Here is a 12,757-nt window from a genome sequence, read left to right as displayed (position 1 = left end):
GCATCGCCGCCGCCTGCGGCCGACGCGACCGCACCGGGCGCCGACGGCGACATCCCGGCCGCCGCAAGGCTCCCGTGCGCCGCGCGCGGTCCGAACCGCTCCCCACACCGCCGACCTGCTCCGGCCCGTGCGAAGGACAGCCCATTCACTCTGCCCAAGTATCCTCGGGGGGAGGGACCGGCCGCAAGGCCGGGCTCCGGGGGGCAGACAGCCCCCCGCCTTCGCGGCAGAAGCGCGCGCGCCCGCCCGTCAGTCCGGGCAGGAGCAGGGAGCCCCCGCGGAGCGCGGGCAAGGGCACCCCTCGCCCCTCAGAGGTCGCGGAAGCGCTTCTCCTGCCGGGCGGTCCAGCGGACGTCGATCCGGTGGCCCTCTTCCGTCTCCGCCTCGCCCGTCACCACGCCTTCGGCATGAAGCCAGGCGCGGCGGCGGCCATCGGCGAAGCCCAAGGTCAGCTGGCGCTCGGTCTTCTCCTCGTCGAAGGTGGCCGAGACCGCCTCGAGGAGCTCCGGCAGCCCCTCGCCGGTCAGCGCCGAGAGCGCGAAGATCGTCTCGGACTTCGCGGCCTGCGCTAGAAGCTGCTCGTGCGTGGCCCCCTCCACGAGGTCGAGCTTGTTCCAGACCTCGACCTGCGGCGTCGCGCCCTTCACCCCCAGGCTCTGCAGGATCTCGGCCACGTCGGCCGCCTGCTCGGCGGTCTCGGGGTGGGCGATGTCGCGCACATGGAGGATCAGGTCGGCCTCGAGCACCTCCTCGAGCGTGGCGCGGAAGGCCGCGACCAGCTGGGTCGGCAGGTCCGAGATGAATCCCACCGTATCGCTCAGGATCACCTTGCGCCCCGACGGCAGCGTGACGCCGCGCATGGTGGGATCGAGCGTGGCGAAGAGCATGTCCTTGGCCAGCACGTCCGCGCCGGTCATGCGGTTGAAGAGCGTCGATTTCCCCGCGTTGGTATAGCCCACCAGCGCCACGATCGGGAACGGCACCTTGCGGCGCGAGGCCCGGTGCAGCTCGCGCGTCTTCACCACCTTGTCCAGCTGGCGGCGGATGCGGATCACCTGCTCGTCGATGGCGCGGCGGTCGGCCTCGATCTGCGTCTCGCCCGGCCCCCCCACGAAGCCGAGGCCGCCCCTCTGGCGCTCGAGGTGGGTCCAGGCCCGCACGAGCCGGGTGCGCTGGTAGGAGAGCGCGGCGAGCTCGACCTGAAGCACGCCCTCGCGGGTGCGGGCGCGGTCGGCGAAGATCTCGAGGATGAGCCCGGTCCGGTCGAGGAGCTTCACGCCCCATTCCTTCTCGAGGTTGCGCTGCTGCACCGGCGAGACCGGCCCGTCGACCAGCACGAGACCCACATCGAGCCCCTTGAAGCGCGCCTTCAGCTCCTCGACCTTGCCGGTTCCGAACAGAAGGCCCGGCTGGGCGCGCGGCAGGCGCACCACCTCCTGGCCCACGATCTCCATGTCGGGCAGCGCCGCCGCCAGCGACACGGCCTCGGCCAGTCGCAGGTCGGGCAGCCGGCGCGAGCGCTCGGTGCGGATGTCGGGGTGGAGCACGAAGGCGCGCATCGGCTGCGACCGCGTCGCGCCGTCGGAGGCCGCCTGGCCCTCCCTGTCACCCTCGCTCCGGGGCTCCTCCTCCCCTTCCTCGGGATCGGTCAAATCAGTCGTCGCCCTCGTAGAGATTGATCGGTTGCCCGGGCATGATGGTCGAGATCGCGTGCTTGTAGACCAGCTGCGACTGTCCGTCCCTGCGCAGCAGGACGCAGAAATTGTCGAACCAGGTAATCACGCCCTGCAGTTTTACACCGTTGATGAGAAAAATCGTAACCGGAACCTTGGCCTTCCTGACGTGGTTCAGAAAGGCGTCCTGCAAGTTTTGTTTATCGGCAGCCATCCGTTATCTTGCCTTTATGGTTGAGACGCTTCCGTCTTTCCTCGTTCCCCCCGGCTGCAATCCGACGGTCGGAATCGAGTATGGGCAGGAGTTGCGGGAGATTCCAGCCCCAATAACAGATCGTTAGTCTTGTGCGGCAGGCCTGCCGCTTTTCCGCTCAGCGTCGCCAGCTCGCCGGGGCCAGAAGGGCAAGGATCGCGAGTGTTTCCATACGCCCAACGATCATGGCCGCGCCCGCGATGGCCTTGGCCGCGGGGCCCAGTTCCGACCATCGGATCGGCGTCTCGACCGCGAGATCGGCCAGAGGCCCGGTGGTGGTCAGGGCCGCGATCCCCAGCACCATGGCCCGCTCGAACCCGAGCCCCGCGAGGCTCAGCGCCGCCGTGACCACGGCGATCGAGAAGGCGAAGAGCATGAAGAAGATCCAGGCCATGTAGGCCCCTTCGCGGCGCAACCGGCGCGCCACGACCCCCTGCCCGCCGATCGAGCTCGGATGGACGATTCGCTCGAGCTCGCGCTCGGCGTGGCGGTAGAGCGCATAGACCCGCAGGAGCTTGACGCCCCCGGCCGTGGTGGCGACCCCGCCGCCCACGATGGCGAGGCCCAGCAGGATGAGGCCGGGCGTGCCGAGGCCCGACCACGAGCGCGAGGCGACCCAGTCGCGGGATTCGTAGCCGGTCGTGGTCAGGAACGAGAGCGTGGTGAAGAGCCCGCCCCACATGGCACGGGCGGCGGCCGCGATGTTCTGCGTCTCCTCGGTCTCGATGGCGCCGATCCAGTGGCGCAGGAACAGCACCACCGGCACGCCGATCAGGAAGAAGAAGGCCATCATCACCTCGGGATCGCGGTGGATGGGCGTATCGCGATAGACCATCGAGGTGCCGGGCATCAGCCTGCGCGTCACGGCGAGGAAGAGGAAGAGGAAGATCAGGAACTCGCCCCGGAACCCGGCCTCTCCCGCCGTCATCGTCTCGAGCGGAGAGATCCCGCTGGTCGAGAGCGTCCCCATCGCGTGGCAGAGGCCCACGAGGCCGGTTTCCCCGGCCAGAAGCAGGAGCCCCCAGAGCGCGAGCGTGAGCCCGCCATAGGCCGGAAAGAGCGCGAGCGACTGGCGCACCAGCCGCTCGGTCGGATCGGCGATGCGGGTGATCTGGCTGGCCTGCTCGCGGCCCGGGACATGGCCCGAGATGACCTCCATCCCGCCGAGACTCAGCGGCGCGAGCACCGCCATCGCGGCCGTCAGCACGAAGAAGCCGCCGAGCCAGCCCACCAGGGCGCGCCACAGATGCACCGAGGGCGGCAGCCGCCCCGGCGTGTCGTAGAGCGTGGCGCCGGTCGTGGTGAAGGAGGACAGCATCTCGAACCAGGCGTTCGTGAAGCTCGTGTCCGGGACCGCCATCTGGAACGGCAGCGCCAGCATCGGCGGCAGGATGAGATAGGCGCCCACCAGCGTGGACAGATGCGCCCGCGCGGCCCGGGGCGGAGGCCGGTTCTGCGTCGCGATGGCGATCATCGCGATCAGGATCAGCAGGAACGTGCCCGCGTAGAAGAAGGCGCGGGCCACCTCGTGCTGGCGCAGGGCTACGGCATGGGCTGCGGGCACATACATGGCCGCGGCGCCGCCCGCCATCAGCACGACGATCAGGGGGACCGAGCGCGCGCGCCCCATGTCAGAAGAAGTCGATCGAGACCTGCAGGAGGCGCTCGACCTCCGGCACGTCCGCCGTCATGCAAAAGAGCGCGATCACGTCGCCATCGTCCACCCGGAGGTCGCCCGTGGGCTTCAGCACCCGGTCGCCCTTCATCACCGCGCCGACGAGCACGCCCTCGGGGAAGTCGATGTCGCGGATGTGGCGCCCGGCCAGCGGCGAGGTCGAGAGGACCTGCGCCTCGATCACCTCCGCCTCGGCGTCGCCGATGGAATAGATCGCCCGCACCCGGCCATGGCGGACGTGGCGCAGGATCGAGGAGACGGTGGTGGCGCGCGGGTTGATATAGGCGTCGATGTCGAGCGCCTGCATGATCGGCAAGAGCGTCGGGTCGTTCACGAGAACGATGGCCATCGGGCAGCCCGCCTGCTTGGCGCGGATCGCGGCGAGGATGTTCGTCTTGTCGTCGTCGGTCACGGCCAGCACCGCGTCGGCGCGGTCGATGTTCGCCTCGGCCAGAAGGTCCATGTCGAGCCCGTCGCCGTTCAGCACGATGGTCCGCTCGAGCCCGTCGGCCGCCACTTCGGCCTTGGCGCGGTTGCGCTCGATCACCTTGACCCGCACCCGGTCGGCCCGCGCCTCGAGCGCCTTGGCGACCGCAAGCCCCACATTGCCGCCGCCGATGACGATGATCCGCTCCTGCTTGCGCGAGGATTTCCCGAAGATGTCGAGCGTGCGCACCACATCGTCGGAATGGACGAAGACATAGACCTCGTCGGCGGCGAAGAGCTGGTCGCCCGGCTCGGGCACGAAGAGCCGCCCCTCGCGCCGCACGCCCACCACGATGGCGCGGAGGCTGGTGAAGAGCTCGTTGAGCTGCCGGAGCGGCGTGTTCAGCACCGGGCAGTCCTCGTCGAGCGCGATGCCCAGAAGCTGCGCCTTGCCCTCCATGAAGCTCTCGGTGTCGAAGGTCGAGGGCGCGGCGAGGCGCTGGAGCGCGGCCTCGGCCACCTCCTTCTCGGGCGAGATCACCACGTCGATGGGCAGGTGGTCGCGCCGGTAGAGGTCGGAATAGATCGCATCGAGATAGCTCTGAGCCCGCAGCCGCGCGATCTTGCGCGTGATGCCGAAGATCGAATGGGCCACCTGACAGGTGACCATGTTCACCTCGTCGGAATGGGTGGCGGCGATGATCATGTCGGCATCGCGCGCGCCGGCCCTTTCCAGCACGTCGGGATAGGAGGCGAAGCCCACCACGCCCTGCACATCGAGCGTGTCGGTCGCGCGGCGCACGAGGTCGGCATTCATGTCGACCACGGTCACGTCGTTCCGCTCTCCCGAAAGGTGACGCGCGATCTGCCAGCCGACCTGGCCTCCGCCGCAGATGATCACCTTCATGTCACGGACTCCGGCTTGTCAGGGCTTCTGCTTCGCAGAACGGCCCGCCCGGGTCAATCCGGCGCCCCGAGCGGCTCCTCCTCGTCCTCGAAATCGTCCTCGATCCGGGCAAGCCGGCTGCCTCCCTTCGCAGTGGTCACCACGCCCAGCGACTTCAGCTTGCGGTGCAGGGCCGAGCGTTCCATTCCGACAAAGGCCGCCGTGCGGCTGATGTTCCCGCCGAAGCGGTTGATCTGGGTGAGAAGATATTCGCGCTCGAAAAGCTCCCGTGCCTCCCGAAGGGGAAGCGTGGCGAGCGCCCCGCCGAGGATCAGCCGGCCCTCCTCGCCCGGACCGTCGTTGCCCGGCAGCTCGCGCGCCTCGATGGGGCCCGACCCGTCGCCGAGGATCAGCACCCGCTCGATCACGTTGCGCAGCTGGCGCACGTTGCCCGGCCACGGCATCGTCTGGAGCATCGCCTCGGCCTCGGAGGTGAGGCTGCGCAGCGGCAGGCCCTGACTGCGGTGGAACATCTCGATGAAATGCCGGGCCAGCATCGGAATGTCCTCGCGCCGGTCGGCCAGCGCCGGCACCTCGATCGGCACCACGTTCAGCCGGTCGTAAAGCTCCTGCCGGAAGCGGCCGGCGGCGATCTCGGTGCGCAGGTCGCGCGTCGTGGAGGAGATCACCCGCAGATCCACCCGCACCTTGTCGGTGCCGCCCTGCCGGGTGAACTGCTGTTCGGTCAGCACGCGCAGGATCTTCGACTGGGTGCCGAGCGGCATGTCGGCCACCTCGTCGAAATAGACGATCCCGCCATGCGCCTGCTCGAGCAGCCCCTGCTCGATCCCGCGCTCGGCCGTCTCGCGGCCGAAGAGCACCTCCTCCATCCGGTCCGGCTCGACCGTGGCCGAGGAGACCGAGACGAACGGCGCCCCTGACCGGCCCGAATTGGCGTGGATGAAGCGCGCGGCCAGCTCCTTGCCGGCGCCCGCGGGCCCCGAGAGCATGACGCGCCCGTTCGACTTGGTGACCTTCTCGAGCTGCGACTTGAGCAGCCGGTAGGCGGTCGAGCCGCCCAGCATCTCGGCCGCCGAGACGTCGCGCCGGCGCAGCTCGCTGTTCTCGCGCCGCAGCCGCGCCGTCTCCATCGCGCGCTGGACCACGACCATCAGCTGGTCGATGTTGAAGGGCTTCTCGATGAAGTCGTAGGCGCCCTGCTTGATCGCCGCCACCGCGATCTCGATATTGCCGTGCCCCGAGATGATGACCACCGGCACATCGGGATTGTCGCGCTTGGTGCGCTTCAGGATGTCGATCCCGTCCATCCGGCTGTCCTTGAGCCAGATGTCGAGGATCATCAGCGCCGGAGGCTCGGCATTCACCGCCGCCATGCACTCGTCTGAATTGGCGGCGAGGCGGATCTGGAAGCCCTCGTCGCGCAGGATGTCCCCGATCAGCTCGCGGATGTCGCGCTCGTCATCGACGATCAGAATGCTGCTCATGTGTCCTCCGGTCTCGCCTCGCCGGTCTTCGCGGCCCGCGCCCGGCTGCGCAGGATGCGGGGCAGCCGGATCTCGGCCATGGCCCCGCGGTGGCCGTCATGGGTGAAGGGGTCGGCATCGCTGAGCGTCAGCATGCCGCCGTGTTCCTCGATGATCTTCTTCACGATGGGCAGGCCGAGGCCGGTGCCCTTCTCGCGCGTGGTGACATAGGGCTCGAAGAGCCGCGTCCGGTCGGGCGGAAGCCCGGTGCCGTTGTCGGCGATGCGCACCAGCGCCTGATCCTCGTCCACGGTCAGCGAGACGCGGATCTCGGGCGGGAAATCCTGGCCTTGCGTCTCGCGCCGGGCCTCGATCGCCTCGCCTGCGTTCTTCATCAGGTTGGTCAGCGCCTGCCCGATCATGGTCGTGTCGATGTCGATGGGCCAGGGATCGGAGGGCAGCCGCGCCTCGATCCGCACCTCGGGCTGGCCCGCCTCCTGCAGCACCACCGCGTCGCGGACGAGCTTGACAAGGTCCGCCTCGCGCCGGTCGGGCTCGGGCATCCGGGCGAACTTCGAGAATTCGTCCACGATGCGGCGCAGATCGTTGGTCTGGCGGATGATGACATCGGCATATTGATCGAGATCGCCCGCCTGCTCGCCCACGAGCGGGCGGAACTTGCGCTTGATCCGCTCGGCCGAGAGCTGGATCGGCGTCAGCGGGTTCTTGATCTCATGGGCGATGCGCCGCGCCACGTCGCCCCAGGCAGCCATCCGCTGCGCCGAGACGAGGTCGGTCACGTCGTCGAAGGCCACCACATAGCCCTCGAGCCGCCCGCTCTCGTTGCGCCGCGGGCTCATGCGGACCAGAAGGCTCTCCATCCGGCCCTTGCGGATCAGGCGGATCTCCTCCTGCACGGCCGCGCCCGTCTCGCGCAGCCGCGCGAACAGAGCCGCGAATTCCGGGACGGCGGTGGAGAGGGACATGTTGCCCGCCTCGGGCAGTTCGAGCAGCCGCTCGGCGGCGCGGTTGATGAAATCGACCTGCCCCACCGCATCGAGCCCGATCACCCCCGCCGTGACCGAGGAGAGCACCGAGTCGAACAGCCGCCGCCGCCGCTCGGTCTGGCGGTTGTTGTCCATCAGCGCGTTGCGCTGGCCCTTCAGCTGCCGGGTCATCTGGTTGAAGAGCCGTCCCAGCATGGCAATCTCGTCGTCGCCCTCCTCCTCGGGCACCTGCACGTCGAGATCCCCCGCCCCCACGCGTTGCGCCGCCCCTGCAAGCCGCCCCACGGGACGCGAGAGCCGCTCGGCGAACCAGAAGCCCAGCCAGACGGCGGCGAGGATCAGGATGAGCGCGAAGCCGAGGTAGAGCAGCCCGAACTCGAACAGCATCCGCCCGCGCTCGGCTTCCAGCTGGTGATAGAGCACCACCGTCTCGCGCGTGTCGTCGAGCAGGCTCAGGATCGAGCCGTCCACCGTGCGCGAGACATAAAGGAAGCGGTCGGGGAAGGCCGCGAGATGGACGAGAGCGCGGAACTCGTTGTTGGCCCAGTCCTGGATCAGGACGGTCTGGCCCGCGCGCGCCCGCTCGATGTCGGCGGGATCGGGCTGCTCGAAATCGAAGAGGTAGCTGCGTTCGCCCCGGGTCCGGAGCACGCCGCCGCCATCGATCAGGAAGGCCTCGCGCAGGCCGCGCTGGATCTTCTCCTGTCCCTGCGTGAGAAGCGGCCGCAACTGGTCGTCGCGCAGGAAGAAGGTCGATTGCTTGGCGACATTGAGATAGGCCGCCAGCGCCTCGGCATCCTCGATCAGGTCGCGCCGATGCTCTTCCTGATAGGCCTCGGCCGCTTCGAGCGAGGCCCCCACCACCTGCCGCACCCGGTCGGAGAACCAGCCCTCGAGACCCACGTTCACCGTGAGCATGGCGAAGACCGCAACGAGGATCGTGGGCACGAGCGCGAGCCCCGCGAAGGTGCCCACCAGCCGCAGATGCAGCCGCGAGCCCGCCGACTGGCTGCGCCGGTCCGAGACCATGCGGGCGATCCGCGCGATCACCAGCGCCGCCACCACGAGGACATAGACGAGATCGGCCAGCAGCACGAATCGCAGCGAGGGCGAATTCGCCCCCTGATTCATCGGCCCCAATGCAAGGAAGGTCGCCAGCGCCAGCACCGGCCCCAGCAGGACGAGGCCAAAGGCCATCGCCGTCTGGAATCGCCGCTGCCTGCGCAGGCGCGCGAGCTTGATCCAGGTGTTGCTGCGCACAGCAGTCCGCACGGATGGCCTGTCCCGCCTCTCGGGGGGCGGTTGGGCCGCCCTCCCCATTTCAGGCGCCGACCGGGTCTGTGCCCGCGTGCAACGCCGCCTGTTGCCGTTTTACATCAGCTTGCGGCGGCGTGTCACGCGAATATCGAGGTCGGTGATCTTCTTGCGCAAGGTATTGCGGTTGATCCCCAGAAGATCGGCACATTTCGCCTGATTCCCGGCGGTTGCATCGAGCGCGATCTCGATCAGCGGCGCCTCGACCTCGCGCAGGATGCGCTGATAGACGCCGGGCGGCGGAAGCGCGCCGCCATGCAGGTCGAAGTAGCGCCGCAGATGCCGCGCCACCGAGGACGACAGCTTCTCGCCCTCGCCGCCTCCCTTCAGCGGCTCCATCGCGGGCTGGTTGCCCAGCACGGCCTCCACTTCGGCGCGGGTGATCTCGGCCTCGGCCGACGTCACCATCAGCCGCCGCAGCGTGTTCTCGAGCTGGCGGACGTTGCCGGGCCAGCTGTAGGCCCGCACGAGGTCGCGCGCCTCGTTCGACAGCCGCCGCGTCGTGCCGAGATCGCGCTCGCCCCGGGCGAGGAAATGGTCGGCCAGAAGCGGAATGTCGTCCACCCGTTCGCGCAGCGAGGGCACATGCAGCGTGACGCCGCCCAGCCGGTAATAGAGATCTTGCCGGAAGGCCCCCGACTCCAGCCGCGAGGCCAGATCCACCTGGCTCGTGGACATGATCCGGGGCGCGTTGTCGCCCATCATGTCGAGCATCCGCACGATCCGGGCCTGCGTTTCCTCGTCGTAATCGGCCACCTCGTCGAAGACGAGGCTGCCGCCCTTGGCGCGCGACAGAAGCGAGGCCGGCCCCTCGACGCCCTGCAGGTCGGCCGCCTGCGCCACCACGAAGGGCAGTGTCCGCCGGTCCGAGAAATCGTGGATCGCGCGGGCGATGAGCGATTTGCCCGTGCCGGATTCGCCCGTGACCAGCACCGGAAGATCCGTGTTCATCACCCGTGCCACGAGACGGTAGAGCGCCTGCATCGCCTGCGTCCGTCCGACGAGCGGCAGGTCGTCCCCGCCCTCGCGCGGCGGGGCGGCCTTGCTCACCGGCGCGCGGCGCTTCATGTCAAGCGCGCGGGCCGACCGTTTCATCAGGTCGGGCAGGTCGAAAGGCTTGGGCAGATAATCGTAGGCCTCGGCCTCGGCGGCCTGAATCGCGGTCATGATCGTGTTCTGCGCCGAGATCACGATGACCGGCAGCCCCGGGCGCAGCTTCGAGATCCGCGGCAGCGCCTCGAGCCCGTTGCCGTCGGGCATGACCACGTCCGAGATCACGAGGTCGCCCTTGCCCTCCTCGACCCAGCGCATCAGGGTCATCAGGCTGGAGGTCGCGTGCACCTTGCAGCCTGCCCGCGTCAGGGCCTGCGTCAGCACCGTGCGGATCGTGCGATCGTCGTCCGCCACGAGAACAGTGCCGTCCATCACTTCACCTCCATGTCATTGGACGCCGCTTCCCGGGGCGCCACCGGCAGCGAGACCCGGAACACGGTGCGTCCGGGGGCCGAATCGACGGATATCCATCCGCCGTGGTCGGATATGATCTTGTTGACCAGCGCGAGCCCGAGGCCGGTGCCATTCTCGCGCCCCGAGACGAAGGGCTCGAAGATTTCCTTGGCGATATCGGGCGCGATGCCCGGGCCGTCGTCGATGATCTCGACCTGCAGGGGCAGCGCGCCTCCCGACCCGTCCGCCCGGCGCAGCCGCAGCGAGATGTCGTAGAAGGTCCGCAGCCGGATGCGGCCCCCCTGCGGGCCCGCGGCCTCGGCCGCATTCTTGATGAGGTTCAGGAACACCTGCATCAGCTGGTCCGCGTCGGCATAGGTCGCGGGCAGCGAGGGATCGTATTCCTCGGTGATCCGCATCTTGGCGGCAAAGCCCACCGCCGCCGATTTCCGCGCCCGGTCGAGCGCGTCGTGGATGTTCACCGCCCGCCGTTCGGGCGGGCGGAGATTGCCGAACTGCTCCACCTGCTCGAGAAGCTTCACGATGCGGCGCGTCTCCTCGACGATCAGATCGGCCAGTTCGCGATCCTCCACCGACAGGTTCATGGCAATGAGCTGCGCCGCGCCCGAAATGCCCGCGAGCGGGTTCTTGATCTCGTGCGCCAGCATCTCGGCCATGCCGATGGCGGATTTCGCCGCCGACTTGGCCGCCGTGGCCCGCCCCAGCCGGTCCGCGATCTCGCGCGGCGAGATCAGCAGCATGACGATCTCGGCATTGTCGTGCAACGGCGCGATCTGGATGTTGCACTGCACCGGCGGACGCTCGCCCGAGGTCACGTCCACATCGTTAATGAAGATGGGCGACTGGTTCGACCGCGCCCGCGACAGCGCCTCGTCCACCGGCGCGTCGATCAGGATCCGGTCGAAGGCGGGCTGGCCCTGCAGGCTCTTGGACGAGGCATTGAGGAAGGCCTCGGCCGCCGGGTTCGATTCGATGATGATGCCGTCGGGGTTGATGAGCACCGCGGGAAGCGGAAGGCTGGCCCAGATCACCCCGGGAACGGGATAGGGCGAACGGAAGCTCATGCGGCGGCCCTTTCCTGTGCGCCGAAGGCCTGCCGCAGCGCGCGCACCACCCGTGCCGGATCGGTTCCGGTCACGATGGGGCCCCGGTGCGCCGCCAGACCCGCGGCCTCGAGATACCAGTTGAGATGCTTGCGCGCGACGCGCAGCCCGAGATCGCGCCCGTAGAAGGAGAGCATCTCCTCGTAATGGGCCACGACCAGATCGGCGAGCGCCTCTGCCTCGGGCACCTTTGGTGCCGCGCGCCCGTCGAGCGCCGAGGCCACCTGCCCGAGAAGCCAGGGCCGGCCCTGCGCGCCCCGCCCGACCATGACGCCCGCAGCCCCCGAGGCCGCCAGCGCCGCCTGCGCCTCCTCGGGCCCCGTGATGTCGCCATTGGCCACCACGGGCACCGAGACCGCCTCGACCACCGGGCGGATCGCGGCCCAGTCGGCGCGGCCGGTGTAGAACTGGCAGCGCGTGCGGCCGTGGATCGTGATCATGGCCACCCCTGCCGCTTCGGCGCGCCGCGCGATCTCGGGCGCGTTCAGCATCCCCTCGTCCCAGCCCAGCCGCATCTTGAGCGTGACCGGCACCGCAACCGCCCCCACCACCGCCTCGATCAGCGCGAGCGCCCGGTCGGGCTCGCGCATCAGCGCCGAGCCGGACCAGCCGTTCGTGACCCGTTTGGCGGGGCAGCCCATGTTGATGTCGATGATGCGGGCCCCCTGCGCCTCGACCAGCCGCGCGGCCTCGGCCATCCAGTGCGGATCGCAGCCGGCAAGCTGCACCGCCGTGCGTCCCTCGGCCGCGCCGATCTCGGCCCGCGCCCGTGCCTCGGCGCCCGCGCAGACCACCTCGCGGCTCGCCACCATCTCGGAGACGACGAGCCCGGCGCCGAACCGCACGGCAAGCCGTCGAAAGGGAAGATCCGTAATTCCCGCCATCGGCGCGAGGAGCACCGGCGGATCCACCGGAAGCTGAGCGATGCGAAGGGCCAAGTGCCTATTCCTTGTGCGTCAGCCCTCAGTTACGGCGAGCCGAAGCGGAAGACAACTCGGCGCTCGGCAACTTTGCTGTGAAATCATGCTATGCACATTTATTGGGCGACGCTGCTCAAACCGCTGCCGCTTGGCGACTGGTCCGCGACAGGAGGGTCGATTGTCTCCCGCCGCGCCATGGCCTAGAGCTTCGGACAAAGGAATGACGGGGCCATGACGACAGCCGCAATCATCGTCGCCGCCGGACGCGGCACACGCGCGGGCGGAGACCTGCCGAAACAGTGGCAGCCGCTCGCAGGCCAGCCGGTGCTGGCCCATACGCTGGCGGCCTTCAGGGCCGCGGCCGGGGTGAGCCGCACCCTCCTCGTCATCCATCCCGACGACCGCGCCCGCGCGGAAGGGCTCGCAGGCGTGGCCGAGGGCTCGGTCGAGCTGGTCGAGGGCGGCGCCTCGCGCGACGCCTCGGTGCGCAATGCGCTCGAGGCGCTGGCGGGGGCGGGCATCGAGCGGGTGCTGATCCACGACGGCGCG

10 protein-coding genes are annotated in these 12,757 nt (G+C 69.2%); 1 reads left to right on the top strand and 9 read right to left on the bottom strand.

From position 1 onward, the window contains the following. Positions 1-308: 308 nt before the first annotated feature. From hflX to dusB, 9 genes are all read right to left on the bottom strand, one after another. Positions 309-1,652 carry a GTPase HflX gene (gene hflX, locus A9O63_RS20335; RefSeq protein ID WP_069333524.1) on the bottom strand — a complete coding sequence of 448 codons (1,344 nt, stop codon included), beginning with the start codon at positions 1,650-1,652 and terminating at the stop codon, positions 309-311. Between the two features lies 1 nt (position 1,653). After that, the gene (hfq, locus tag A9O63_RS20330; protein WP_002719962.1) at positions 1,654-1,887 is read right to left on the bottom strand and encodes an RNA chaperone Hfq; all 234 of its coding nucleotides are present in this window, start codon (positions 1,885-1,887) and stop codon (positions 1,654-1,656) included. 157 nt (positions 1,888-2,044) lie between these two features. Next, on the bottom strand, positions 2,045-3,556 hold the full coding sequence (locus A9O63_RS20325; RefSeq protein WP_069333523.1) for a potassium transporter TrkG: 1,512 nt from the start codon (positions 3,554-3,556) through the stop codon (positions 2,045-2,047). A 1-nt stretch (position 3,557) separates the two neighbouring features. Further along, a complete protein-coding gene (trkA, locus tag A9O63_RS20320; RefSeq protein WP_069333522.1) occupies positions 3,558-4,934 on the bottom strand; it encodes a Trk system potassium transporter TrkA in 1,377 nt (458 codons plus the stop codon). Between the two features lie 53 nt (positions 4,935-4,987). After that, positions 4,988-6,418: a nitrogen assimilation response regulator NtrX gene (gene ntrX, locus A9O63_RS20315; protein WP_069333521.1), complete on the bottom strand. Its 1,431-nt coding sequence runs from the start codon at positions 6,416-6,418 to the stop codon at positions 4,988-4,990. Continuing rightward, a complete protein-coding gene (locus tag A9O63_RS20310) occupies positions 6,415-8,676 on the bottom strand; it encodes a sensor histidine kinase NtrY-like (protein WP_084296095.1) in 2,262 nt (753 codons plus the stop codon). Before A9O63_RS20310 ends, ntrX begins: the two co-directional genes overlap by 4 nt. A 99-nt stretch (positions 8,677-8,775) precedes the next feature. Continuing rightward, complete coding sequence (locus A9O63_RS20305; RefSeq protein ID WP_069333519.1) at positions 8,776-10,143, bottom strand: response regulator; 1,368 nt, start codon at positions 10,141-10,143, stop codon at positions 8,776-8,778. Then, on the bottom strand, positions 10,143-11,249 hold the full coding sequence (locus tag A9O63_RS20300; protein WP_069333518.1) for a two-component system sensor histidine kinase NtrB: 1,107 nt from the start codon (positions 11,247-11,249) through the stop codon (positions 10,143-10,145). Before A9O63_RS20300 ends, A9O63_RS20305 begins: the two co-directional genes overlap by 1 nt. Then, on the bottom strand, positions 11,246-12,226 hold the full coding sequence (dusB, locus tag A9O63_RS20295) for a tRNA dihydrouridine synthase DusB (RefSeq protein ID WP_069333517.1): 981 nt from the start codon (positions 12,224-12,226) through the stop codon (positions 11,246-11,248). Before dusB ends, A9O63_RS20300 begins: the two co-directional genes overlap by 4 nt. A gap of 213 nt (positions 12,227-12,439) precedes the next feature. On the opposite strand from dusB, the gene A9O63_RS20290 reads away from it, so the two are divergent. Further along, positions 12,440-12,757 (top strand): 2-C-methyl-D-erythritol 4-phosphate cytidylyltransferase (locus A9O63_RS20290; protein WP_167354644.1); only part of this gene is annotated, 318 nt, incomplete at its 3' end.

This window comes from Cereibacter johrii (genome assembly GCF_001720585.1).
In the GTDB taxonomy this organism is placed as follows: domain Bacteria; phylum Pseudomonadota; class Alphaproteobacteria; order Rhodobacterales; family Rhodobacteraceae; genus Cereibacter_A; species Cereibacter_A johrii.
The sequence above is the reverse complement of the archived record's forward strand: the minus strand, read 5'-3'. Positions and strand labels throughout refer to the sequence as shown.

Bases quoted from the DNA above. Each gene is read 5' to 3' on its own strand.
- hfq (WP_002719962.1), bottom strand. From the start codon at position 1,887: ATGGCTGCCGATAAACAAAACTTGCAGGACGCCTTTCTGAACCACGTC.
- A9O63_RS20305 (WP_069333519.1), bottom strand. From the start codon at position 10,143: ATGGACGGCACTGTTCTCGTGGCGGACGACGATCGCACGATCCGCACG.
- ntrX (WP_069333521.1), bottom strand. From the start codon at position 6,418: ATGAGCAGCATTCTGATCGTCGATGACGAGCGCGACATCCGCGAGCTG.
- A9O63_RS20300 (WP_069333518.1), bottom strand. From the start codon at position 11,249: ATGAGCTTCCGTTCGCCCTATCCCGTTCCCGGGGTGATCTGGGCCAGC.
- A9O63_RS20325 (WP_069333523.1), bottom strand. From the start codon at position 3,556: ATGGGGCGCGCGCGCTCGGTCCCCCTGATCGTCGTGCTGATGGCGGGC.
- trkA (WP_069333522.1), bottom strand. From the start codon at position 4,934: ATGAAGGTGATCATCTGCGGCGGAGGCCAGGTCGGCTGGCAGATCGCG.